At 60.5% G+C, this 24351-nt stretch carries 20 protein-coding genes and 1 pseudogene; 9 read left to right on the forward strand and 12 right to left on the reverse strand.

Going from position 1 to position 24351, the window contains the following annotated elements; translation table 11 throughout:
* Positions 1–28 precede the first annotated feature (28 nt).
* A pseudogene (locus Q0216_RS06460) lies at positions 29–670 on the forward strand (preprotein translocase subunit SecA); the annotation flags it as partial.
* Between the two features lie 247 nt (positions 671–917).
* Here Q0216_RS06460 and Q0216_RS06465 read toward each other — a convergent pair.
* The 7 genes from Q0216_RS06465 to Q0216_RS06495 all read right to left on the reverse strand — a co-directional run bounded on the left by Q0216_RS06465 (position 918) and on the right by Q0216_RS06495 (position 11021).
* Positions 918–1964 (reverse strand): inositol monophosphatase family protein, encoded by a 1047-nt coding sequence (locus Q0216_RS06465; RefSeq protein WP_298593874.1) that lies wholly within the window; start codon positions 1962–1964, stop codon positions 918–920.
* Between the two features lie 81 nt (positions 1965–2045).
* Positions 2046–3173: a ribosome small subunit-dependent GTPase A gene (gene rsgA, locus Q0216_RS06470; protein WP_102033347.1), complete on the reverse strand. Its 1128-nt coding sequence runs from the start codon at positions 3171–3173 to the stop codon at positions 2046–2048.
* The gene (gene aroA, locus Q0216_RS06475) at positions 3174–4664 is read right to left on the reverse strand and encodes a 3-phosphoshikimate 1-carboxyvinyltransferase (RefSeq protein ID WP_298593876.1); all 1491 of its coding nucleotides are present in this window, start codon (positions 4662–4664) and stop codon (positions 3174–3176) included.
* 233 nt (positions 4665–4897) lie between these two features.
* Positions 4898–5209 (reverse strand): mycothiol system anti-sigma-R factor, encoded by a 312-nt coding sequence (rsrA, locus tag Q0216_RS06480; protein ID WP_298593877.1) that lies wholly within the window; start codon positions 5207–5209, stop codon positions 4898–4900.
* An 87-nt stretch (positions 5210–5296) separates the two neighbouring features.
* Entirely contained in the window at positions 5297–6061 is a 765-nt protein-coding gene (locus Q0216_RS06485) for a sigma-70 family RNA polymerase sigma factor (RefSeq protein ID WP_298593879.1), read from the reverse strand.
* Between the two features lie 462 nt (positions 6062–6523).
* Positions 6524–7123, reverse strand: a complete 600-nt coding sequence (locus tag Q0216_RS06490) for a GDSL-type esterase/lipase family protein (protein WP_005505446.1) — start codon at positions 7121–7123, stop codon at positions 6524–6526.
* Positions 7124–7343: 220 nt separating this feature from the next.
* On the reverse strand, positions 7344–11021 hold the full coding sequence (locus Q0216_RS06495) for a multifunctional oxoglutarate decarboxylase/oxoglutarate dehydrogenase thiamine pyrophosphate-binding subunit/dihydrolipoyllysine-residue succinyltransferase subunit (protein ID WP_298593882.1): 3678 nt from the start codon (positions 11019–11021) through the stop codon (positions 7344–7346).
* Between the two features lie 409 nt (positions 11022–11430).
* Between Q0216_RS06495 and Q0216_RS06500 the strand changes: the two genes are divergently transcribed.
* The 6 genes from Q0216_RS06500 to Q0216_RS06525 all read left to right on the forward strand — a co-directional run bounded on the left by Q0216_RS06500 (position 11431) and on the right by Q0216_RS06525 (position 17200).
* Positions 11431–11619: a hypothetical protein gene (locus Q0216_RS06500; protein ID WP_298593884.1), complete on the forward strand. Its 189-nt coding sequence runs from the start codon at positions 11431–11433 to the stop codon at positions 11617–11619.
* The gene (locus Q0216_RS06505) at positions 11610–12944 is read left to right on the forward strand and encodes a hemolysin family protein (protein WP_298593886.1); all 1335 of its coding nucleotides are present in this window, start codon (positions 11610–11612) and stop codon (positions 12942–12944) included. The genes Q0216_RS06500 and Q0216_RS06505 overlap by 10 nt, the downstream gene beginning before the upstream one ends.
* Positions 12941–14023 (forward strand): hemolysin family protein, encoded by a 1083-nt coding sequence (locus Q0216_RS06510; protein WP_298593888.1) that lies wholly within the window; start codon positions 12941–12943, stop codon positions 14021–14023. The genes Q0216_RS06505 and Q0216_RS06510 overlap by 4 nt, the downstream gene beginning before the upstream one ends.
* 358 nt (positions 14024–14381) lie before the next feature.
* Complete coding sequence (locus Q0216_RS06515) at positions 14382–15383, forward strand: metal ABC transporter solute-binding protein, Zn/Mn family (protein ID WP_298593890.1); 1002 nt, start codon at positions 14382–14384, stop codon at positions 15381–15383.
* Positions 15384–16283, forward strand: a complete 900-nt coding sequence (locus tag Q0216_RS06520) for a metal ABC transporter ATP-binding protein (protein WP_298593892.1) — start codon at positions 15384–15386, stop codon at positions 16281–16283.
* Complete coding sequence (locus Q0216_RS06525) at positions 16280–17200, forward strand: metal ABC transporter permease (protein WP_298593893.1); 921 nt, start codon at positions 16280–16282, stop codon at positions 17198–17200. The genes Q0216_RS06520 and Q0216_RS06525 overlap by 4 nt, the downstream gene beginning before the upstream one ends.
* Before the next feature lie 371 nt (positions 17201–17571).
* On the opposite strand, the gene Q0216_RS06530 is transcribed toward Q0216_RS06525, so the two are convergent.
* Positions 17572–18036, reverse strand: a complete 465-nt coding sequence (locus Q0216_RS06530; protein ID WP_298593895.1) for a Fur family transcriptional regulator — start codon at positions 18034–18036, stop codon at positions 17572–17574.
* 157 nt (positions 18037–18193) lie between these two features.
* On the opposite strand from Q0216_RS06530, the gene Q0216_RS06535 reads away from it, so the two are divergent.
* Together Q0216_RS06535 and Q0216_RS06540 are read left to right on the forward strand one after the other, a co-directional pair.
* On the forward strand, positions 18194–18871 hold the full coding sequence (locus tag Q0216_RS06535; RefSeq protein ID WP_298593896.1) for an MBL fold metallo-hydrolase: 678 nt from the start codon (positions 18194–18196) through the stop codon (positions 18869–18871).
* A 55-nt stretch (positions 18872–18926) separates the two neighbouring features.
* Positions 18927–19355, forward strand: a complete 429-nt coding sequence (locus Q0216_RS06540) for an HIT family protein (RefSeq protein ID WP_298593898.1) — start codon at positions 18927–18929, stop codon at positions 19353–19355.
* Between the two features lie 123 nt (positions 19356–19478).
* Here Q0216_RS06540 and budA read toward each other — a convergent pair whose 3' ends face one another.
* From budA to Q0216_RS06560, 4 genes are all read right to left on the reverse strand, one after another.
* Positions 19479–20228, reverse strand: coding sequence for an acetolactate decarboxylase (budA, locus tag Q0216_RS06545; protein WP_049337825.1), 750 nt, complete (start codon positions 20226–20228; stop codon positions 19479–19481).
* A 578-nt stretch (positions 20229–20806) separates the two neighbouring features.
* Positions 20807–22231, reverse strand: coding sequence for a type I glutamate--ammonia ligase (glnA, locus tag Q0216_RS06550; protein ID WP_298593901.1), 1425 nt, complete (start codon positions 22229–22231; stop codon positions 20807–20809).
* A 328-nt stretch (positions 22232–22559) separates the two neighbouring features.
* Positions 22560–23276, reverse strand: a complete 717-nt coding sequence (locus tag Q0216_RS06555; protein WP_298593903.1) for a DUF4191 domain-containing protein — start codon at positions 23274–23276, stop codon at positions 22560–22562.
* A 209-nt stretch (positions 23277–23485) separates the two neighbouring features.
* Positions 23486–24351 (reverse strand): lipoyl synthase (locus Q0216_RS06560; protein WP_298593905.1); only part of this gene is annotated, 866 nt, incomplete at its 5' end.

Consider the following 24351-nt stretch of genomic DNA (forward strand, 5'->3'; position numbering starts at 1 on the left):
GTTCAACTCGGGCATGGCCCAGCGCATCATGGCCTCGGGCGCCTACCCGGAGGACCTGCCCCTGGAGAACCGCATCGTGTCGCGTTCCATCCAGTCGGCTCAGCACCAGGTGGAGGCCCGTAACTTCGAGATCCGTAAGAACGTCCTGAAGTACGACGACGTGATGACGGGTCAGCGCGAGACCATCTACGGTGAGCGCCGCAGGGTCCTGGAGGGCGAGGACATGAAGCCGCAGCTGCGGTCCTTCATGGAGTCTCTCGTCACGGGCCTGGTGGACGAGGCCGTGGCTGACAAGCCGGTTGACGAGTGGGATCTGCGTGCTCTGTGGGAGAATCTGCGCGGCTACTACCCGCCGTCGGTCACCCTCGAGGAGGTCGAGGAGGAGCACGGTGGCAGGAACTCCCTGATCCGCGACGACCTGGTGAACGAGCTGGTGGGTGATATCCACGCCGTCTACGAAGACACGGAGGATCGCCTGAACGCGAACCCGTTGGCGCAGGCGCAGCTGGGCGAGGAACCCATGCGCACGCTTGAGCGTCGCGTCGTCATCTCCGTGGTGGACCGCCTGTGGCGTGAGCACCTCTACGAGATGGACTACCTGAAGGAAGGCATCGGCCTGCGTGCGATGGGTCAGCGCGACCCGCTCGTCGAGTACAAGGACGAGGGCGCTCAGATGTTCCAGGCGATGGTCGAGCGCATCCGCGAGGAGTCCGTCCAGCAGGTGTTCTCCTACGCTAAGCAGTTCGAGCGTGCCCTGGCTGCCGCCGAGGAAGAAGCGGGTGGCTCGATCGCCAGCGCGTCCGTTGCTCCGGCTGAGGTTTCCGAGGCGAGCGCCGAGCCCAGCGTCGAAGAGGTTGCCGCCGCCGAGTCCGCCGCCTCCGAGGCCGCGCGCGAGGCCGTTGCGCATGCCCGCTCCGTCATGGGCAACGTGGGACGACAGAAGGCGCCGAGCCGCGTGAGCTACAGCTCCGCCGAGGGCAGCGCCTCCGGCGCTTCGCCGTCTGGCGGCAACCGCGCCGAGCGTCGCGCGGCCGCCAAGAAGCGTCGCCGTCGCTGACGTTGTGCGATAACGGGTGAGGGGTTCTCGATAGAACCCAGTGCACACCGGAGACTGAAACACCCGAGTGCTCGGGCAAATCACCCTCCAGGGTGGAGGCGACGCCGCCAGCCTCGCGAATCAGCGGCAGTAGCGCCGCCATCTCGTAGAAAGACAGGGATGCGTCCACGACGGTGTCTACGGCACCCTCAGCGAGCATACACGCCGCCCAGAACGAACCGTACGCGCGGGAACGACCCACGCAGTCCAGAAGCTGTACAAGCTCGCCAGAGCGGTCCACAGCGCCTTCAGAGGCCGCCTTCCAGGAGGAGAGGTCGGTGTACGCGGCAGACAGCTGATCCAGCTGAGTCAGCGAAGACACCTCAAGACGAGTCGCCTGCGCCAAGGACTTACCCGTGTACGCGCCCGAACCGCGAGCAGCCCACCAGCGGCGACCCAGCGCGGGTGCAGACACCACACCCACCACCGGCTCACCCTGATCCAGCAGAGCAATCAGAGTCGCCCACACGGGCACGCCGCGGCGAAAATTATCCGGCTCAGCAATCGGCGCAATCACCCACTGGCGCGACGCCTGACCGTTATAGCCAGCATGCGCACCGGCAATACCGTCACGAGTACGCACACGCGACAGCTGCGCGCGCAGAAGCTCCTCAACCTCCTGAGCCACACCCGAAGCGTAATCGGCAGGCTCCTGCACCGGCGCCTGCGGTTCCGCGGGCTCCTGAGTAGCCTGCTGCCACGGCGCCAACGGTGCCGCAGCGGGTGCCGCCTCGGCGGGCTCTATCACCTCGGATGCGGGGGAGAAGACCGGGCGGTCACGGAAACGCATGGCGCTCACACGATCGACGCTATCGGCAAGAATATGCGCAAGACGCAAATCGTCGGTGTACTGCTGGGGACGGCTCATAGTAATGCTCTTCTTCAGTATTCGGTGATGTAGTCAGCAAAAATGTGTGTGTAGTGCTGTGTGTAATGCAGGGCAGAGAACCTAGACGAGAGCGCCCAGTTCCTTCTCCGAATCGCCCTCTTCAGGAGTCAACAGCAGCAGCTTACGCAAGGACTCCAGGCGGGCGGGACCGCTCTCACCGGCATGACCGGCAGCAACGTACGCCTCCAGACCGCACTCGGGAGCCTGCGCCGCGTGAGTACACGCCTTCGGGCAATCCGCCGCACCGGGCGCCAAATCCACGAACGCCTCCACGACGGTCTCCGGCGGCACATGCGCCAGACCGAAAGAACGAATACCCGGAGTGTCAATAATCCAGGTGCCCGGCTCCATCGGCTCACCATTCGCATTCACCGGACGCAACGCCAACGCAGACGAAGAAGTGTGGCGGCCACGGCCCGTCACCGCGTTCACATGGCCGGTCGCACGCTCGGAGCCGGTCAGCGCATTCACCAGGGTCGACTTACCCACACCCGAATGGCCCAGAAGCACCGACACCTGACCCAGCAGCTCCTGCAGAAGCTCCTGAACCGGTGCCGACTCCAAGCCCTTTGCGCCCTCCTGACTCGGCGCCAAACCATCCGAAGAAGAAGACAGCACAATCTTCAAACCGCTCGCCGCATAGTAATCCAGCAGGTTCTGCGGGTACCGCACATCGGTCTTCGTAATGCACAGAATCGGCTCAATACCGGCATCAAACGCCGCCACCACGGCACGGTCAATGAAGCCGGTGCGCGGCTCCGGGTTCGCCGCAGCAACCACAATCACCAGCTGCTGAGCATTCGCCACGACCACGCGCTCCGACGGGTCGGTGTCATCGGCGCTACGGCGCAGAATCGAGGTGCGCTCGCCCAGACGCACAATGCGCGCCAGGGTATCCTTAGCGCCGGAGGTGTCACCCACCAGGTCCACAAAGTCGCCGGTCACAATCGCGGTGCGGCGCAGCTCCTTAGCGCGCGCCGCAATGAGGGTACGCTCCTTCTCGGTGCCCTCATCAACTACGACCGACCAGCGGCCGCGGTCCACCGTAATGACCCTGCCACGAATCGCTTCCTTGAACGTCGGGCGGTCCTTCGTGCGGGGGCGGGAGCCCTTCTTGTTCGGGCGCACGCGCACATCCGACTCATCCCATTCGGAGAAATCGCGCACGTTCATGCGGGAAGAACCCATTTAGAAGACCTCCTGGTCGGCGGTAACGTCAGAGGTAGAAGTGCCGGCCTGCCATTGCGCCAGCATGTCCTCCCACATTGCGGTAAATTCGGGCATGGTCTTAGCCACGGTGGCTACGTTCTGCACCACCACATTGGTGCGGCGCAGACCAATAATCGCCGCGAAGGTTGCCATACGGTGATCGTCGTAGGTGCGCGCCAGAACCTGCGCAGCCTCAGCGGTAGCGGGGATGGGCGCCTGAATCACCAGCGAATCGGCGGTGTCGTGGGCGCTGCCGCCCAGACGGTTAATCTCAGCGGCGAGCGCTGCGAGGCGGTCCGTCTCATGACCGCGCAGATGCGCAATACCGGTCAGCTCAACGCGGCCCTTCACGAAAGCGCAGGCAGCCGCCATGGTCGGCGCCAACTCACCACCGGCAGACAGGTCAAAGGAGAAATCGCCCTCGGGAAGCTGCGCCGGACCGGTCACGGTCAATTGGCCCTCAGCGTAGCTCACCCGGGCACCCAGCGCGGGCAGAAGCTCACGCCACATATCGCCCACCTGGGTCGTACCCGCCGAAGAATCAGCAGCGGGCGCTGGCCAGTGAGGAATAGTCACCGACTCGCCGGTGACCACGGCGGCGGCAAGGAACGGACCGGCATTCGAAAGGTCCGGCTCAATGGTCATCTCAAAGCCGGAGAAAGAACCGGGGTGAACCGTCCAACGGTACTCGCCGCTCTCTGCTTCGTTGCCTTGGTTCGGGTAGTGCTCCTGCACCTCGATACCCATCTGACGTAGCGCCTCCACGGTCATCTGAATGTGCGGGATGGACGGCACCGAAGAGCCCTCGTGCACCAGCACCATGCCCTGCGGCAGGCGAGGCGCCATCAGCAGCAGAGCCGAAACGAACTGGGACGACGCCGAAGCATCAATACGAACCACGGGCGCCTCAGAGACACCTTCCGCGCTCGCCAGACCGGGGGAGCGCAGCACGAAGGGCAGAGCGTTCTCGCCCTGCTCACAATCCACCTGCACACCCAGCTGACGCAGACCCTCCAGAACCGGGCCCATCGGACGCTGACGAGCGTGCGGGTCACCGTCAAAAGCGAACTCACCCGGCAGCAGCGCCGCCAGGGCGGGCACAAAACGCATCACGGTACCGGCAAGACCGCACTCAATCGACACCGCGTGCGGCTGAGCGGAGGAAGCCTGAGCAAAGTTGAGGGGAGTGACCCGCACATCCGGACCGAACGGCGAATCGGTCGGCAGCAGCTCAACGCCCGCACCCAGCTGGCGCAGCGCCTCAATCATCAGCGCCGAATCGCGCGAATGCAGAGGCGCACGCAAATACGAGGGAGAATCAGCCAGAGCGGCAAGCAGCAGATAACGGTTCGTGAGCGACTTAGAACCCGGAATATGCACCAGCGCGTTCTTGCCAGCGGCTTTGCTGGAGGCGGGTGCCAGGGGAGCGGGCCAATCACCGGGGGAAAGCTGCACTGCTGCGTCGCTCATACATCCTCTTCTGGTTCAAATCATGGGGAAAGCGCAGAATCAGAGACGCTGCGCCGGTTGATGTCTACCCCTATTCTACCGGTTGAGGGTTTGCGAGCCGCTGAGGGCTGTCGCGCTGAGACAGACAGCGCGAACCAACCAATACGCAGGAAGGCGGCGCACCGTTATTGGTGCACCGCCTTCACGCATCGTCAGTTTTCTGTCCCCTCAGCGAGGCAACAGCTTGGGGAAGTTTAGAGCTTTGCCTCGGCGCAGAATTTCTGCACATCCTGCAGCAGACGCACCTTCAGCTGCTCGGGCGCCTGCTGAGCGCACGAAGAACGCATCTTCTCACGAATCATCAGCTCAAAGTCCTTCACATCCTCGCACTCGGAGCAGGCATTCAGATGCGCCTGAATCGTGCGCAACTGCTCGGGGCTCAGCTCCCTATCGAGGAATTCGTAGAGGTGCTTGAGGGTTGCCGAGCAGGGCTGACCGCCGCAATCCTCCAGCGGCTCGGAAGCGGCGGCTTCGGGGACGGAAGAATTCTTGTCTGTGCTTGACATCGGAGTTCCTTTCATACTGAAGGTATAAAGCGTTAGGGGAGTCTAGCCTCAACCTCATTGGGCCAGCTCACGTGTAGAAGAGCGGAGCTAAGAATCCGCAGGCGCCTCATCCGCAGATGCCTTGGAACGAGAGCCCGCCGGCGGGGACTTTACGCCCTCGGCTGCCTTAGTGCCCTTAGCGCCCTTGGTAGCCTTTGCAGGTTGCGCCTTAGCGCTCGCCTTTGCAGCGGCTTTCGCCTCAGCCTTCGCTTCTACCTTTGCGATGGTCGACGGGCGCAGACCGTTCTCACGCGCATAATCGAGCAGCTTCTCACGCAGAATCCGGCGGCCACGATGCAGACGAGACATCACCGTGCCCATGGGGATATCCAGAATCTCCGCAATATCCTTGTACGCGAACCCCTCCACATCGGAGTAGTACACCACCATGCGGAAATCCTCAGACAGCTCGTTCAGAGCCTCACGAACCTCCGTATTCGGCAGGGCGCTCAGCGCCTCCGCCTCAGCAGAACGCAGACCCACCGCATCATGCTCACCGGCCTGAGCCAGCTGCCAATCCTCCACCGTCTCACCCTGAGACTGCTGCGGCTCACGCTGACGCTTACGGTACAGGTTGATGTACGTATTCGTCAGGATGCGGTACAGCCACGCCTTCAGGTTCGTACCCTCAGTGAACTGGTGGTACGAGGCAAAAGCCTTCATATAGGTTTCCTGCACCAAGTCTTCAGCATCGGCAGAGTTGCGGCTCATCCGCAGGGCAGCAGCGTAGAGCTGATCCACATACTGCATAGCGTCCGCAGTAAAGCGTTCGCGCAGCTCGCGGGTATCTACCGCGGTGTTGGTTTCAGCCATGTTTCTCCTCTACAGGAACGCGCCAGGCGTTCACATCCATAACGTAGAATTCTTCTCTTTATTCCGCAGAATATGCACAAAATCTGCGGGTAAAGCAAAACCCCGGGTCCGAATAAGATCCGAAACGCCGGGGTTTTAAAGTGTATGCAAGATACCTTATGCGTTGGGGCGCTTACCGTGGTTTGCGCCGCCCTTACGACGGTCCTTGCGCTTACGACCGCGCTTGCTCATCAGAGCCTCCTTATAGTGTTCATGGATGCACGCCCCACCTTCGCGGTGCGTGCTCCCTATTACCTGCCCTAGCAGAGGCGGTCACCGAAAACCGGTGGTCCACGCTATAAGGGCAACGCCGTCTATTTTTTCATAGAAACGGCATGATTGCATCTTGGAACCGGGATATGAGCTAAAAAACACGAACTTTCTTCGCATCAGCTCACAGTCCCGTCCCGGGGGAGCGGGCTCTTAGCCGTGCTCAGGAATGTTCAGCCAGTTGTACCAGCCGCGGTGCAGAACCAGCCACGCCATCAGACCGTAACCGGACTGACCCGGACGACCATCATTCGCAGCAAGATCGTTGCGCCACTGCTCGTGGTGAAGCAGCGGGTTGAACGTATCCACGTACACGTGGTTACGGCGGGTCACCACATCCGCATACGCCGCCGACAGGTCAGCGATACGGCGGTTACGCTCAGCGTCCAGGGTCGGCGGCGGACCAACAACCAGAACCTTAATGTTGTTCTGCGACGCCATGTCCACAATGTTCGCCAGGTTCAGGCGCGAACGAGCGCTGGTCAGACCCAAGTCAATGTCAAAGGTCGACGGAGCAATAATGAGGCGGTTATCAGCACCGGGAACGAAGCGGCGGCGCGCCTCCTCGAACCAGCGCGCATTCAGCTGCTCGCTACCTTCATTGGGGGCGGCAAGGTTATATGCCGCAATGGATGCGGTGGTCTGCGGGGTGCGCGCCATAACGCGGCCAAACCAGCCGAGGGTACGGGGGTCGCCAACACCGGCGAGCAGGTCATCGCCGACTGCCACAATTCGAATATTGCGTTGCTCCACGGAATTCTTTCTTCTGCAGTATGCGCCCGCCGTGAGAGGCGGCAAGGCACGTGAGTAATAGTCTTTACATCTAGGATAAGCGCTTACCGGCCTCTTTTCGAACTTAATACTCTATCCGGCAAGTATCCGAGACTAAAAAACCCGTCTGCCCACCAGAAACATCTGACGGGAAGACGGGTTTTGAAGAGCTAAAACCTTAGCAGGTTAGCCGTAGAAGACCTTAGCCTTCGAAGACCTGCTTGAGCAGAGCCTGAGCCTCAGCTTCGTGCAGCTTGCCGGTACCGGCAGCCGGGGAAGCAGCTGCGGGGCGGGAAGCAAGACGCATACGGCGGTCAATCAGCGGCTGCAGGTTCAGAGCCATGAACGGCCACTGACCCTGGTTAGCCGGCTCGTCCTGAGCCCAGACAATGTCGGTAGCGTTCGAGTACAGAGCCAGCTGCTCCTTGATCTCCCGCTCGGGCAGCGGGTACAGCTGCTCGACCGAGACAATAGCGGTCTTGGTGTCGCCGCGGCGCTCACGCTCTGCTTCCAGGTCGTAGTAGAGACGACCGGAAACGAAGACCACACGCTCAACCTGAGCCGGGTTGATACCCGAACGATCGCCAATCACCGGCTGGAACGAACCCTCGGTGAAGTCCTCGATGGAGGACGCAGCAGCCTTCAGACGCAGCAACTGCTTGGGGCTGATCACCACGAGCGGCTTGTACGGACGGTGCTGAGAATGGCGACGCAGCAGGTGGAAGTGCGAAGCCGGAGTCGAGGGGCAAGCAACAGTCATGTTGTTCTCAGCGCACAGCTGCAGGTAACGCTCAACACGAGCCGAGGAGTGGTCAGGACCCTGACCCTCGTAGCCGTGAGGAAGCAGCATAACCAGCGAGGAGCGCTGGCCCCACTTCTGCTCGGAGGAGGACACGAACTCGTCAATGATGGTCTGAGCACCGTTCGCGAAGTCACCGAACTGAGCCTCCCACACCACGAGCGAGTCGGGGCGCTCCACCGAGTAGCCGTACTCGAAGCCGAGAACGCCGTACTCAGAGAGGAAGGAGTTGTAGATACGGAACTTGCCCTGGTTCTCAGAGAGGTGCTCCAGCGGCGACCACTCTTCATCAGTGATGTGGTCGTGCAGAACAGCGTGACGCTGAACGAAGGTACCGCGCTGAACATCCTGACCGCTCATACGAACGTCGGTGCCCTCCATCAGCAGCGAACCGAAGGCGAGCAGTTCGCCCATACCCCAGTTGATGTTGCCGGTGCGGCCCATCTCAACGCGCTGCTCCATGAGCTTCTTCAGCTTCTTGTGGATGGTGAAGCCCTCAGGAGCCTTACCGAACGCATCAGCAATGTGCTGCAGGGTCTCGCGGGAGATTGCAGTCTTACCGGAGTGAACGACCTCGGTGTTCTGCTGGGATGCGGGCAGTTCCAGACCGGAAACGTGCGCGCCAGCAGGAGCCGGTGCCGAAGACTGAGTCTCGACGAAGATAGCGTCCAGCTTCGAGTGGTACGAATCCAGAACCTCGTCTGCCTCCTCCTGGGAGACATCGCCACGACCGACCAGATCCTGTGCGTACAGGGTGCGGGTCGAGGGCAGAGCGTCGATGTCCTGGTACATCTTCGGCTGGGTCATCGACGGATCATCAGCCTCGTTGTGACCGCGGCGGCGGTAGCAAATCAGGTCAACGACAACGTCGCGACCGAAACGCTCACGGTACTCGAATGCCAGGCGTGCGGCACGAACCACTGCGTCCGGGTCATCAGCGTTGACGTGGAAGACCGGAGCCTTGGTCATACGCGCAATGTCGGAGGCGTGGGTTGCGGTGCGGCCGTCGTTCGGCAGGGTGGTGAAGCCAATCTGGTTGTTCACCACAACGTGCACGGTGCCGCCGGTGGTGTACGCCTTCAGATCAGCCATCTGCAGGGTCTCCATGACGATGCCCTGACCAGCGAACGCTGCGTCACCGTGAATCAGAATCGGCAGAACCGGGTGACCCTCAACGCCCTGCTCGCGGTAGACGTCCTGCTTAGCGCGGACAATACCCTCGAGCACGGTGTTTGCAGCCTCAAGGTGCGAGGGGTTAGCAGCCACGTAAACCTGGGTCTGCTTACCGGAATCAGAGGTGAAGACACCCTCGGTACCGAGGTGGTACTTCACGTCACCGGAGCCACCCTCGTAGGGTGCTGCGGTGCCGGAGAACTCACGGAAAATCTGAGCGTAGGACTTACCGGCAATGTTGGTCAGCACGTTCAGGCGACCGCGGTGTGCCATACCAATGGCAACGCCCTTCAGGTCGTTGTTAGCGGCCTTGTCCAGAACAGCGTCCAGCAGCGGAATCAGGGACTCGCCGCCCTCCAGGGAGAAGCGCTTCTGACCCAGGTACTTGGTCTGCAGGAAGTTCTCGAATGCCTCAGCCTCAACCAGCTTGGAGAGAACACGCAGCTGCTCCTCGCGGGTGGGCTTAGCAACGCCGCGCTCCAGGCGCTCCTGGAACCATGCGCGAACCTCGGGGTCCTCAGAGTACATGTACTCAACGGACAGAGAACCGGAGTATGCCTCGTGCAGGCGCTCCAGGATGGTGCGCAACGGCAGACGCTCGGAGCCGCCGAAGCCACCGGTCGGGTAGACACGGTCCAGATCCCACAGGGTCAGGCCGTAGTTCTCCAGCTTCAGGTCCGGGTGCGAACGCATCTTGTAACCAACGGGGTTGGTTGCTGCGGTCAGGTGGCCGTGCACGCGGTAAGCGTGAATCAGCTGCTGGATACGTGCAACCTTGGAAATCTCGTGAGCGTCATCGACGTGGTTGTCGCGTGCCCAACGAACCGGCTCGAAAGGAACCTTCAGGTCGCGGAAGATTGCGTCGTAGAAGTCGTCGCCGCCGAGCAGGTAGTGCTCAACCAGCTTCAGGAACTCACCGGAACCTGCACCCTGAATGACGCGGTGGTCGTAGGTGCTGGTCAGGGTGATAATCTTGGACAGGCCCTGCTGGGTGATGAGCTTCTCGGACAGGCCGCGGAACTCAGCCGGGTACTCCAGAGCACCCACACCGATGATGGCTGCCTGGCCCTTGGAAAGGCGGGGCACTGAGTGGACGGTACCGATACCACCGGGGTTGGTCAGCGAAACAGTGGTGCCGCGGAAGTCCTCAATGGTCAGCGCGCCGTTACGGCCACGCTTAACGATGTCGTTGTATGCGTCCCAGAACTCGCGGAAGCTCAGCTGCTCAGCGCCCTTGAGGTTCGGAACGACCAGGTTACGGGAACCATCGGGGCGGGGCAGGTCAATAGCCAGACCAAAGTTCACGTGTGCGTTGTGGATTGCAACGGGCTTGCCCTTCTCATCCACACCGTAGGTCACGTTCATCGAAGGCATAGCAGCCACTGCGCGAATCACTGCGTAACCGATGATGTGGGTGAAGGAGACCTTGCCGCCGCGGGTGCTTGCCAGGTACTTGTTGATGGCAGCACGGTTCTCAATGAGCAGCTTTGCGGGGACCGCACGAACGGTGGTTGCGGTGGGGACAGTCAGCGACTCTTCCATGGTCGTGACAACTGCCTTAGCAGGGCCGCGGAGGGGGACAATCTTGTCTTCAGCAGGTTCCACAGGTTCAGCCTTCTTGGTAGCAGCGGGAGGGGTGGGGTTAGCAGGCGCAGCCGCAGGCTTCGGTGCCGCGGGGGCGGGAGTTGCTACAGGTGCGGCAGGTGCAGCCGGTGCGGCGGGTGCCGCAGCAGGAGCTGCACTAGCGGTACCGGCGCCTCCCAGCGCCTTATCGATGGTCTCAAAAATGGGCCACCATGAAGAATCCACGAGGTTCTTGTCCTTCTGGTAACGCTCGTACTGTTCTTCAACGAACCATTCGTTACCGGCAAATTCCTCAGGAACCAGATGTTCTGGCAGATTTGGCACGTTAAACGCCTCTTCCAATTAGTGTGAATTTATCCGTCGCGTCCGGGACTCACCCGGCATAGACGACCCGCGTCTTCGAGGGGCGAATCATCACGCTGAGCATGTGCGCATCGCCTTTTGGTGGCTGTTGTGTGCGGGGTGTGCACCGTACCAACCTGCCTAGCGTGCCGTGAACGTCGGAGTTCATCCGCTGACCTGGCGGCACACTCATGCTCCTATGTATAAGTGTAAAGAGAATCACGGTGAACTTTCCAGCTCATCGCGCCATATCCGCAATGCAATTTTTCACTCTTGCTGATTCGCAATGAGCCGCGTGCACAACACGCGCAGTCTTGCACGTGTGAGCAGGCGCTCTAAGGCACCTGGAAGAGGCGAAACCTTCGCTAAAATATTGGGTATGGATGACCCTTTGAGTAAGACTCTGGCTGCTAGCCAACGCAGAATACTGCCAGCACACGCTGCGCCCTACGGCATCAGCGCACCCGAAAATAACCCCTCCTCGGGTGCTCAGCATCTGGACAGGCAGTCTGCTGAATCTCTACGCCAGAACCAGCACAGCGCAAACCACCCTGCGGAGGCGGTGACCGCGTGGATCTGATACTCCTGTTCATCGGCCTACTCCTCATCCTGGGTACCGGCTTCTTCGTCGCCGTAGAGTTCTCCCTCGTGGCGCTCGAAACCGCGACCGTGCAGCAGGCAAAAGACTCCGGCGATAAAGCCGCCGACGCCGTCCTGCGCTGCCTCAAAACCCTCTCCACTCAGCTCTCCAGCTGCCAGATCGGTATCACCATCACCACGCTGCTGACCGGCTACACTCTTGATTCCGCCATCAACGCGCTCACCAGCGGTGTTATCAACAGCATGGGGCTACCCAGCAGTGTGACCGATATGTTCACACTGCTGCTGGCAATGCTCATCGCAACCCTGCTGTCCATGATCATCGGTGAGCTGGTGCCCAAGGGCCTCGCCATCGCCGAACCCTACGCTGTGGCACGCCGACTTGCCCCCGCGCAGCTGGCATTCACCCGCGTCATGTCCCCGCTCGTGCGCTTCATGAACGGCTCCGCCAACTGGATCCTCGGACGCTTCGGCATGGAAGCCAAAGAAGAGCTCTCCGCGGCGCGCACCCCCGAAGAGCTCTCCTCCATGGTGCGCCGCTCCGCAGAAGAAGGCACCCTCGACTCCGCCGCGGCACGCTTCGTGGACCGCACCCTGCGCTTCTCCGAGCTGACCGCCTCCGAAGTGATGACCCCGCGCGGCCAGGTCGCCATGCTCGAAGACACCGCCCCCGTCGCCGAAGTCATCAAGCTGGCACGCTCCACCGGCCACTCCCGATTCCCCCTCTACAAGGGCGACCACGACAACATCGTGGGCGTTGTGCACGTGAAGAAGGCGGTCGGGGTGCCCCCGGAGGTTCGCGAAACCCTCGAAGCCGGTGCCCTCGCAGAAGACGTGCTGCAGGTCCCCGAAACCCTGCACCTGGACGCGCTGCTCACCCAGCTACGTCAGGGCGCCCTGCAGCTCGCCGTGGTCCTCGACGAATACGGCGGAACCGCGGGCATCGCAACCCTCGAAGACCTCGTCGAAGAAATCGTCGGCGAAGTCTCCGACGAACACGACCGCGGCCGCACCGAAGGCCCCCTACGCTACGGCAACGGCGACTGGGTGTTCTCCGGCCTGCGCCGCCCCGACGAAATCAACGCCCTCATCCACGGGCTCGAAGTTGAGGAAAGCCCCGAATACGAAACCGTCGGTGGCTTCATGATGGAACGGCTCGGCCGCATCCCCGAAGTAGGCGACAGCGTCCCCGTACCCGGCGGCACCCTGCGCGTCGACACCCTCGAAGGCCGCCGCGTGGACCGCATCCGATTCACCCCCGCACCTAACGCACAGGAACAGACCGAGAAGGGAGGCAACGCATGAACGACTGGGTAGCCATCGCACTGCTCGTCATCCTGCTCGCCGGAAATGCCTTCTTTGTCGCCGGTGAATTCGCCCTCATGTCCACCCGACGAGCACAAATCGAGCCGCTCGCCGAAGAAGGCAATAAGCGAGCGCAGACCGTCATCTACGCGCTAGAAAACGTCTCGCTTATGCTCGCCACCTGCCAGCTGGGCATCACCATCTGCTCCCTGCTAATCCTGAACGTCTCAGAACCGGCGCTGCACCACATCCTGGAGGCGCCCCTGCATATGCTGGGCCTGCCCACCGCCATCGTGGATGTGCTCGCTTTCGGTATCACCCTGATTCTGGTCACCTACCTGCACGTCATCTTCGGCGAGATGGTTCCCAAGAACGCCGCCGTGACCCTCGCAGCCCGCGGTGTGGCCCTCTGGATTGTGCCGCCCCTGGTGACTTTCTCCAAGATTGTCGCCCCCGTGGTCACCCTGCTGAACAACCTGTCCAATAAGCTGTTGGCGCTCATGAAGGTCGAAGCGAAGGACGAAGTTGCCTCCACCTTCACCCTGGGCGAGCTGCAGACGATCGTGGCAACCTCAACCGCAGAAGGCACCGTGGAAGATGACGCCGGCGTGATTGAAAGCGCCCTCGAATTCACCGAGAAAGACGTCTACGAAATCATGGTGCCCGGCGATAAGCTCGTCACCCTGCCCTTCGGCAGCACCCCCGCCGAACTGGAACGCGCCGTGGCACGCAGCGGCTACTCCCGCTTCGTCATTACCGACAGCGACGGAACCTACATGGGCTACCTGCACGTGAAGGATGCCCTCGCCATCGCCCCCGAGCGGTTCGAAGAGCCCTTCCCCTGGTACAAGCTACGTTCCCTGGACACGCTCACCCCGACCACCGATATTGATGATGCGCTCGCCTCGATGCAGCGCAGCCGAACCCATATCGCGCAGGTCATGGATGAGCACGGCACAACCCTCGGCGTGGTCTTCCTCGAAGACGTGCTGGAGGAGCTCGTCGGCGAAATCAACGACACCACCCAGGACGCGGTGCGTGAGCGTGTACGCCGACAGCAGTCGCGTGAAGCCCAGTAACCGCATCGTGAGATACCCCGAATGAAACAGGGGAATTTTGAACACACAGCCCGCCCCGCACTCTCGTGAAGGAGAGCGCGGGGCGGGCTGTTGTACGGACAAAAACGGTTGATGGGCGCACGTAAGGGGTAGGCTCAGGCGGGTAGTCTCTCTCAGGAAGTAGTCTCGGGCGGCGGTATGAAGCGGCAGCGGGGGAGTCGGATAGGCTGAGCTAAACATCCCTGCACCATAAGCTATTGACAGAGAAAAGGGTAGCCTAATATCACTCAAATGAGACCAATAAAGAGTTGTTTATACGGGTGTTCGCATGATGTAGTTAAGAAACCTACAGACTAGAACGAACCGAAAGAGAGCCCTCATGTCGCACCCGAAGATCACCCGCAAGCACTTCCTCACCGCAATGGGCTCACTCGCTGCGTCATCCCTGCTGCTGGCAGGTTGCGCAACCGAGAACAGCTCCGGTTCGTCCTCCTCGGCTGGCTCCAACAACGGCAAGGTGAAGGTCGTCGCCTCCACCGACGTCTACGCAGACATCGCCAAGCAGGTCGGCGGCGACTACGTTGATGTCACCGCGCTGATCGCCTCCACCAGCACCGACCCCCACTCCTACGAAGCCACCAGCGCCGACCGCCTCAAGGCAAAGGACGCATCCCTGATCGTCATCAACGGCGCAGGCTACGACCTGTTCCTCGAAGACCTCGCAGGCAAGGACAACACCTCCCAGAAGATCGTGAACGCGGTCAAGGTCAGCGGCAAGCTCACCGACGCCGAATACACCCACCTGGTCGAGGACCACCGCGGCGGCGAACACCACGAAGACGGCGGCGACCACGCCCACGCACACGAGTTCAACGAGCACCTCTGGTACGACTTCGACACCATGAAGAAGGTCGCCCAGCAGATTGCTGAAGATCTCGCAAGCCTCGACTCCGCACACGCTGAGGCGTTCCGCACCAACGCATCCACCTTCTCCAAGGAACTGGACGCACTGGACGCAGCAGCTAAGGCAATCCCCGGTGAGGGTAAGAAGTACCTGTCCACCGAGCCCGTGCCGGACTACCTGATTTCCTCCACCGGCGCAGAGAACGCAACCCCCAGCGAATTCGCTGAGGCAGTCGAAGCAGAGAACGACGTTCCCGCACTCGTCCTGAAGGAAACCAAGGACATGGTCACCGAGAAGAAGGTCCAGCTACTCGCTTACAACGAGCAGACCTCCACCTCCCAGACCAACGAGGTGCTGCAGGCCGCCAAGGACGCCTCGGTGAACTACGTATCGTTCACCGAAACCCTGCCGGAGAACACCAACTACCTGGCATGGATGAAGACCAACGTCAGCAACCTCGAAAAGGCGCTCTCCTAAGTGACTAACAACAATAACGGTGCCGCCCCCGCGATTTCCATTCGCGGGGGTAGCCTCGCTTTCGGGGCCCGCACCCTCTGGAAAGATCTAACCCTCGACATCGGCGCAGGCGAATACTTCGCCGTGCTCGGACCCAATGGCTCCGGCAAGTCCACCTTCCTCAAAGTCGTTCTCGGCCTGACCGGGCTCAACGCCGGCGAAATCTCTGTGCTCGGCAAGCCCGCACGCCTGGGCAACGCCGGCGTCGGCTACGTACCGCAGCAGAAGTCCATCCCCACCTCCACCCCGATGCGCGCCCGCGATTTGGTGGGACTTGGCATGGACGGGCACCGCTGGGGCATCCGCCTGCACGGCCGCAAATACCGCGCTAAGGTCGACGAGCTTCTCGAAGCCGTCGGCGCGACCGAGTACGCGAACGTGCCGGTGGGCCTGCTCTCCGGCGGTGAGCAGCAGCGCCTGCGTATCGCTCAGGCGCTCGCGAACGACCCGAAGATTCTGCTGGCTGACGAGGCGCTCCTCTCCCTGGACCTCAACCACCAGTACGCGGTGGCTGAGCTGATTCACCGGTTCAACCGTGAACGCGGCGTGGCGGTGGTGTTCGTGACCCACGAAATCAACCCCATCATTGAGCATGTGGATCGCGTTCTTTACCTGGCGAATGGCCGTTTCACGGTCGGCTCGGTGGAAGAGGTCATGACCAGTGAGACGCTCACCTCCCTGTACGGAACCCCGGTGAGCGTGCTCAAGTCTAATGGCCGTTACGTGGTGGTGGGCGAGACTCACGCGAGCGACCACTGCCATATTGAGGGCACCGACCAGAACATTCACGGCTCCCACCTGAAGTCTGGTCTTTCTGAACCGCAGCGCACCCTACACCTTCCGGGAGGAACCACTCGATGACCACTCTTGCTTCCCTCCCCGCGCTGGCTCCGGTTGCCGCCGCGCAGAATGATTTGCTCTCCCGCATCTTCGTCTTTGACCGCTACGGCGAGCTGCTGCAGATGCTGCAGAACTCCATTTTTGCTGGCGCTGTTCTGGGTCTTATCGGCGGTTTCGTTGGTGTTTTCGTGATGATGCGCGACCACGCCTTTGCGGTGCACGGCATCTCTGAAATGTCTTTCGCGGGTGCCGCCCTTGCACTGTTGCTCGGCTATGACGTGGTGACCGGCTCCATGATTGGTTCGATCGCCTCGGCTCTGCTGATTGCTTTTCTGGGCGCTAAGGCGAGTAACTCAAACTCGGTGATTGGTGCACTCATGCCGTTCGGCTTGGGTTTGGGTATTCTCTTCCTCTCGCTGTATCAGGGCCGTAGCGCGAATAAGTTTGGTCTGCTGACCGGCCAGATCGTGTCTGTGGATGCCGACCAACTGCACACCATGATTATTGGTGCGGTGGTTATTATTTCCCTGCTGGTGATGGTGTGGCGTCCGCTGAGCTTCGCCTCCCTGGACCCGGAGGTCGCGCGCGCTAAGGGCGTGCCGATGCGCTTTTTGTCCCTGGTGTTCATGGTGATTCTGGGTATTGCTGTGGCGCTGTCGGTGCAGGTGGTCGGTTCGCTGCTGGTGCTGGCGCTGCTGATTACTCCGGCGGCTGCGGCGATGCAGGTGACGGCTTCTCCGGTGCGCACGCTGATCCTGTCGGTGCTGTTTGCGGAGGCGTCCATTGTGGGCGGTATTCTGCTGGCTCTTGCCGGTTCGCTGCCGATTAGCCCCTACGTGACCAGTATTTCCTTCCTGATTTATGTGGTGTGCCGTGTGATTGGTGGCGTGAAGCGTCGCCATAGCGCGTCGGGCCGCCAGCTGACTGAGAAGGCATAGGAACTATAAAGCACAGGACCTATAGAAAGAGCCCCACCTCGGGAATGAGGTGGGGCTCTTTCGTTGTCGTGCATAGGTGCCGCGGCGAGAAGAGGATGTCCCGCTGTGAAGGGGGATGTCCCGGTGCGGCGTGGGCTGAGTCTGTGTGGCGTTGTGTTGCCCTGTTCAGATACCCTGTCCAGATTGCTCTGTCCAGATGCCCTGTGTGTCGTGCTGTTGCGGCGTCAAAGATCTTTGAAAGCGCCAATCTTTGAAAGCACCAATCTTTGAAAGCGCCGTATCCTTCGTTGAGAAGGTTTTCCCTCGAGGGGGGCTCCTCAGAATGAGGGGCTTTGGGGTTGCGGCTTAGCCTGCAATGTTAGCGTGCAACGTTAGCGTGCAGTGCCGCCCTGCGATTCTTCCTCGCGACGTGCCAAAGTGCAGTCCGGGCAGTAACCTGTCACTTCAACCACGTGCTCCAGCTCCGAGAAGCCGTGCTGCTTGCCCATGGCCAGTGCCCAGTCCTCAAGGGCGGGTGCTTCCAGCTCAATGGCGGTGCCGCATCGGCGGCAGAGCAGGTGGTGGTGGTGATCTTTCACCCGGCAGTGGCGGTACAGGGTCTCACCCTCAATGCCCTTGACCGAGTCGAGTTCACCGGCGTTAGCCAGCGACTGCAGGACGCGGTAGGTGGTTGCGAGAGAGACCTGTTCCTTGCGGTTCGCGAGGGTCAGGTGCAGATCCTGTGCTGAGATGAAATCGCCAAGCTCTTCCATGGTCGCCTTGATGATGCGACGCTGGCGGGTATTTCGGGCTTCGGCGGGCTTCGTAATTCTCCGTACGGGAATATGAGTGTCCATTGCTGAACCTTTCGGGGTGGAGATCCGCCCCATTGTGTGGTCGATCTTGTCTTACGACTTTACACTAGAGGCGTTCAAAAGGTGGCTGATTTGCGGCTTATCTCAAAAGTTGAAGCCGCCTCGGGGCGGGTGCGGAGGTTCGCGGTAGACTAAAACTATGAAGATGACGAAGTACACCCACTCATGTATCCGCCTTGAGAATGAGGGGCGCACCCTCGTTCTTGACCCCGGCAATTTTGCCGCTGAAGGCGAGCATGCCACCGCGCTGGAAGGCGCCGATTACCTGTTCGTGACCCACGCGCATCCGGACCATTTTGATGGCCCGTCGGTGCTGCCGCTGATTGCTCAGCGCGCCGAGTCGCAGACCCCGCTGAAGATTTGGGCTCCCGAGGCTGTTGCCCAGGTCATTAAGGAGGCTGTGCCCGCCGCCGAGGTGACCGTTGTTTCCGCTGATTCTGAGTTCAGCATCCCCGGTTTTGAGGTGAAGACCTACGGCGGTCAGCACGCCCTGATTCACCCGCTGATTCAGACCATCGCCAATGTTGGTTACCTGATTAACGGTGCCGTGTACCACCCCGGTGATTCGCTGGTGGTTCCGCACCGCGTGCGTGCGAATACCGTTCTGGTGCCGATTCACGCGCCCTGGTCGAAGGTTCAGGAAGTCATCGATTTTGTGATTGCGACCGGCGCTCAGCGTGTGGTTCCGATTCACAACGGCATGATTAACCAGAATGGCACCGGCATTATTGAGGGCTTGGTGACGAACTTCGGCGCGAAGTACGGCACTGAGCTGAAGCACCTGAACCCCGGCGAGAGCATCGAGGTTCAGGCATAGAGCCTGAATTTTTGAGCTTCAACCGCGCCGATGGCGGCGCATGAAGGAGATTATTGTGAGCACGATTTTTACCAAGATTATTGACGGCGAGATTCCCGGACGCTTCGTCTGGAAGGACGAGCACTGCGTCGCCTTCCTGGACATCATGCCCCTGTCGGAAGGTCACCTGCTGCTCGTTCCCCGCGCGGAGATTGACCGCTGGCCCGACCTGCCGGCTGAGCTGGCGGCGCACCTGTTCGCTGTGGCACACAAGATTTCTGGTGCCCTGGATCGGGCCTTTGATAAGGACCGTGTGGCTCTGATGATTGCGGGCTTCGACGTTCCGCACACCCACATCCACCTGTTCCCGGCTGACGGCATGGCTGATTACGATCCCGCTAACGCGAAGAAGGACGCAACCGCCGAAGAGCTGGATGCGGCCGCTGAGAAGGTGCGTGCCGCCCTGCGCGAGCGCGGCCACGGCGAGTTCGTGCCCGAGGCGTAAGCGCCGTTTGTAGCGCGCGTATCAACACGAAGGAGCCGCCCTCTACAGATTTGTAGAGGGCGGCTCCCACGTTGTTAGCTGCTAGCTATATCCCGCTGCTATATCCCGGTGGGGGAGAAGCTCTTAGTGCTTCTCAGCCTTGGAGATCTGCTCAGCCAGGTCCTCGGGGGAGAGGTTAGCGGAGGAGAACTCGGGGGTCAGCGGCAGGTGCAGCTGCAGACCGGTACCGGGGCAAATCTCGACCTTTGCGGAGCGTAGCTTGAAGTCGACTACGTGACCGCCCTGAACGCGCTCATCGTCGATAAAGTGGGCGTGGCAGCCGGGCACCGAAATGCCCTGCTCGTAGATGGGGGTACGGAAGCCAACGATCGTGCCGGTCACGTTGTCGAACTGGACGATGTCTTCGTTCTCGGTGGCGGCAACCATCTTCGGGTAGGGCTTCTCCTGCTTGATGACAGTGCGGGTGCGGACCCACTCGAACTCGCCGTAAATCTTGATGGCGTACATGTAGTTCTTGGAGACGGTGAAGTCATCCAGAATCTGCGAGGCAGACTTGCGCAGCAGGTTCTGCGGCAGTTCGCGCTTAATCATGGGCACGAAGTTGGTGACCACGGCGTAGGGGGTCTGCTGGCGCAGGTCGGGCAGGGATACGGAGCCGTCGTGGCGCACCTGGTAGCAGACGCCGTCGAGGACGACCATTTCGCCGTCGAGGCCGTTGAAGGTACCCACACCGAAGTTGCCGTGGCTCAGGAGTTCACCGATGGTCATTTCGCCATCGTAGATGCCGTCCAGCAGCTGGGACATGAGGCCGGTCTGAAAAACTTCGTTACGGAAAACAGTTTCACCGTTTAGGATGGTCGGCTGATATGCCATGAGATTTCTCCTCGTTACAGTGGATGCGGCGTCAGACGGGTCGGTCGGTCATCGGCGATACTCGCCCCAGCAGATGCTGAAAGTATGAGAGGCGGTGGGGAGAACACGGCTTCGTGATGTCGTTTCTCGCGGAATTCGTAGGTGCCGCCGGCCGGGCGCACGCACTTTCATTGTACGCCCGTCTCTGAACATATACCTACCGGTCAGCGTGCCAGCATCTTATGATGTGACCTTTAGAACGCTGAAAACAGTCAACTGCACGAGGGTATAAAAATAGACTGGCGTTCCCTCCGGTTGCACGACAAAAAGGGAAGGAACGCCAGCACCAACAGCTTAGCCCTTAGAGCCGCTCTAAGCGCAACTCTAAGCGCATCTAAGACACACGAGGCTCACCGAGGCAGAAAAATATTAGACACGAACCGTCACCAAGAGTGGCCCGGCGAGCCTGCACCCTGCAGAAACCCGCGAAACTCCTACCGCAGAACCCAGCAGAACCCCTCCGCAGAAACTTCTCAGAGTACACAACAACGGCCTATACGCTCCCCAAGGGAACATATAGGCCGTTGCCTGTTTTTAGATTAGACGCCGTAGTACAGCTGGTACTCAAGCGGGTGCGGAACCAGCGAGAGCGGCTCCAGCTCGTTCTTACGCTTGTAGTCAATCCACGCCTGAATCAGGTCCTCGGTGAAGACGCCGCCCTCGAGCAGGAAGTCGTGGTCAGCCTCCAGAGCAGCCAGCGCCTCCTCAAGGTTAGCCGGAGCCTTCTTGATGTCCTTAGCCTCTTCAGCGGGCAGCTCGTACAGGTCCTTATCGATCGGTGCCGGCGGCTCAATGCGGTTACGGATACCGTCCAGACCAGCCATCAGCTGAGCAGCGAACGCGAAGTAGGGGTTAGCGGAGGGGTCCGGTGCGCGGAACTCCAGACGCTTAGCCTTCGGGTTGGTGCCGGTAATCGGGATGCGGATACCAGCGGAACGGTTACCCTGCGAGTACACCATGTTGACGGGAGCCTCGTAGCCGGGAACCAGACGCTTGTAAGAGTTCACGGTCGGGTTGGTGAACGCCAAAACAGCGGAGGAGTGCTCGATCAGACCGCCAATGTACCAGCGTGCGGTGTCAGAGAGGTTAGCGTAGCCGCGCTCATCGTAGAAGAGGGGCTCACCGTTCTGCCACAGCGACTGGTGGCAGTGCATGCCGGAGCCGTTGTCACCGAACACGGGCTTAGGCATGAAGGTCACGGACTTGCCCCATGCGTCTGCGGTGCCCTTGACGACGTACTTGAACTTCAGCAGGTCGTCAGCAGCCTTGGTGAGGGTGTCGAACTTGTAGTTGATTTCTGCCTGGCCGGCTGCGCCCACCTCGTGGTGGCTACGCTCAACCTCAAGACCAACCTCGTCCATTGCTACGCACATTGCGTCACGCAGGTCAGCCTGCTTGTCGACGGGGGAGACGGGGAAGTAACCGCCCTTGACGGGGGTCTTGTTGCCCAGGTTGCCGCCCTCTTCCTTGCGGCCGGTGTTCCAGGGAGCCTCGTCGGAGTCGATCTTGTAGAATACGGAGTTCGGCTCAACCTGGTAGCGGACGTCCTCGAAGACGAAGAATTCAGCCTCGGATGCGAAGAATGCGGTGTCTGCAATGCCGGTGGACTGCAGGTAAGCCTCAGCGCGCTCAGCGACGCCGCGGGGGTCACGGTGGTAGGGCTCGCCGGTGCGGGGGTTCACGATGGAGCAGATGATGACCAGGGTCTTCTCAATGCGGAAGGGGTCAACGTACGCGGACTGAACATCGGGAATCAGCTGCATGTCGGACTCTGCAATGCCCTGGAAGCCTCGAATGGAAGAGCCGTCAAAAAGCTGGCCGTTGACGAAGAAATCGTCATCAATCGCCTTAGCGGGCAGGTTGAAGTGCTGCTGCACGCCGGGCATGTCGGTGAATCGGATATCAACGAAGACTACTTCTTCGTTCTTGATAAAGTCGAGAACTTCCTGGGGGCTGGTAAACATGAGGACTGCTCCTTGTTTGACTGACCGTGAAGGAGGGTATCTTCCCTCATCGCATTCAGTCTGTGGTTTAGTTTTTGGCCGCGGGCAAAACCCTGTGACATATCAAGCATAGTGGTTATTTTTTGCGCGTGCGTGACTATCGTGTTTCGGTAATGTTACAAATCCTGGAAAGGAGTTACATCTATGTTGCTGTGTGACACACAGCAGGGATGCTAACGCCCTCTAATCGAGCCAGAAGCAACGCCATAACCGGGCATAACAAAAGGCTCCGGCCCTCCCCACTTGGGGGAAGAACCGGAGCCTTCAAAACCTAATATCAGCGCCTCGTTTAGCGGCCGCGCATCGCACGACGATCGGGACGAGCACGCATCGGGTCAACACCCTTAGGAACAGCGTTCATCGGGTTACGCATAGTGTTCAGAGTGCTCAAGCGACCAGAAACAGCCTGCATCTCCTGCTGAGTCAGAGCCTTCGGAAGCTTGTTCATCGTCTTCACAACGTCCTTGAGCTCAACCTGACCCTCTTCGTGACCGGTCTCAATCACGTGAACCGGAACGCCCGGAGCCACACGGTTCAGGTGCTTCTTCTCCGTGTTCACCAGGGAATTCACGCGGCTGTGAGGGCCCTCGGTCACCAGCACAATACCGGGACGGCCCAGCGCACGGAACACCAGATCCTGGTTGCGGTTCGCCGCAACAGGCTGCTCCTCAACAATCCAACCGCGGCGCACCGAGTTCATCGCCGCACCACTACGACCGGGCTGGTTCTCAATCTGAGCAAAAGCCGCAGTCTGCGCGCGGCGACCCAGCAGAAGCATCGCCACGATAGCGGCAACGCCCAGACCCAGAATCAAGAAAGTAATCCAGTTACCCAGAGCAATACCGATGAGGAGGAAAACCAAAAGGGTACCCAGAGCCGACAGACTCAGAATCCAACCGATATTCGGGTCGGACTTCTTGGTCATCTGGTAGACCTGCTTCATCTGGGCGAAAGTGCCCGGAGTGCGTTCCTTCTTCTTTTTCTTCTCTTCGCGCTTATCTGCCACGATTCTTCCTCGGCTGGTTCTTCCGCGGCCCCGAGAAGCGCCTCAAACGCTCACGGAACCATAGTGACGTAACGATGCAGTGTATGCCTGCAATTTTTCTAGTTTACCCTACCCGCATAAGGGACGGGGTATAAGGGGAGGCTCCCCGAACACCGGACGAACACCGGGTTCGAGGAGCCTCAACGCTCTCAGAAAGATTCTGAAAAGGCTTAGTAGCCTGCAGCCACCAGGGAGGAGGCTTCCTGCAGGGCAGCGCCCTCACTCTCAATGTGGGCAAGGTTCTCAGGAATCGGGTAGCCGTTCTTACGCATTGCACGAGCCCACAGGCGACCTGCACGGTACGAAGAACGAACCATCGGGCCCGCCATAACGCCAGCGAAACCAATCTCCTCAGCCATGTTCGCGAAGTCCACGAACTGCTGCGGCTTCACCCAACGCTCAATCGGGTGGAAGAGCGGGCCGGGGCGCAGGTACTGGGTGAGGGTAATGATGTCACAGCCAGCATCGTGCAGATCGCACAGCGCCTCATAAATCTCGTCGTCGGTCTCGCCCATACCCAGAATCAGGTTGGACTTGGTGACCATGCCGCCTTCCTTAGCCTGGGTAATAACATCCAGGGAACGCTCGTAACGGAACGCCGGGCGAATCTGACGGAAGATGCGGGGGACGGTCTCCAGGTTGTGCGCGAACACCTCAGGCTTAGCGTCAATCACCTTCTGAACATGCTCGGGAACACCCTTGAAGTCGGGGACGAGCATCTCAACGCCGGTGTTCGGGCACATCTTGTGAATCTGGCGGGTGGTCTCTGCGTACAGCCACGCACCGCCGTCTTCCAGGTCGTCACGAGCAACACCGGTCACGGTAGCGTAACGCAGACCCATGACCTTCACGTTCTTAGCAACCTTGAACGGCTCAGCGTAATCAACGGCAACAGGCTTGCCGGTCGCAATATTGCAGAAATCGCAACGACGGGTGCACTCGGAGCCACCAATCAGGTAGGTTGCCTCACGGTCTTCCCAGCACTCGTAAATATTGGGGCAGCCGGCCTCTTCACACACGGTGTGCAGACCCTGAC

Origin of the sequence: uncultured Rothia sp., from assembly GCF_937976295.1 — a bacterium.
Lineage (GTDB): Bacteria > Actinomycetota > Actinomycetes > Actinomycetales > Micrococcaceae > Rothia.

Excerpts from the sequence above, each read along its gene's own strand:
- Q0216_RS06465 (WP_298593874.1), bottom strand. The coding sequence starts at position 1,964 with ATGAGCCGTCCCCAGCAGTACACCGACGATTTGCGTCTTGCGCATATT.
- Q0216_RS06535 (WP_298593896.1), top strand. The coding sequence starts at position 18,194 with ATGAAGATGACGAAGTACACCCACTCATGTATCCGCCTTGAGAATGAG.
- rsgA (WP_102033347.1), bottom strand. The coding sequence starts at position 3,173 with ATGGGTTCTTCCCGCATGAACGTGCGCGATTTCTCCGAATGGGATGAG.
- Q0216_RS06510 (WP_298593888.1), top strand. The coding sequence starts at position 12,941 with ATGAACGACTGGGTAGCCATCGCACTGCTCGTCATCCTGCTCGCCGGA.
- glnA (WP_298593901.1), bottom strand. The coding sequence starts at position 22,231 with ATGTTTACCAGCCCCCAGGAAGTTCTCGACTTTATCAAGAACGAAGAA.
- Q0216_RS06530 (WP_298593895.1), bottom strand. The coding sequence starts at position 18,036 with ATGGACACTCATATTCCCGTACGGAGAATTACGAAGCCCGCCGAAGCC.
- Q0216_RS06515 (WP_298593890.1), top strand. The coding sequence starts at position 14,382 with ATGTCGCACCCGAAGATCACCCGCAAGCACTTCCTCACCGCAATGGGC.
- Q0216_RS06525 (WP_298593893.1), top strand. The coding sequence starts at position 16,280 with ATGACCACTCTTGCTTCCCTCCCCGCGCTGGCTCCGGTTGCCGCCGCG.
- rsrA (WP_298593877.1), bottom strand. The coding sequence starts at position 5,209 with ATGTCAAGCACAGACAAGAATTCTTCCGTCCCCGAAGCCGCCGCTTCC.
- budA (WP_049337825.1), bottom strand. The coding sequence starts at position 20,228 with ATGGCATATCAGCCGACCATCCTAAACGGTGAAACTGTTTTCCGTAAC.
- aroA (WP_298593876.1), bottom strand. The coding sequence starts at position 4,664 with ATGAGCGACGCAGCAGTGCAGCTTTCCCCCGGTGATTGGCCCGCTCCC.
- Q0216_RS06485 (WP_298593879.1), bottom strand. The coding sequence starts at position 6,061 with ATGGCTGAAACCAACACCGCGGTAGATACCCGCGAGCTGCGCGAACGC.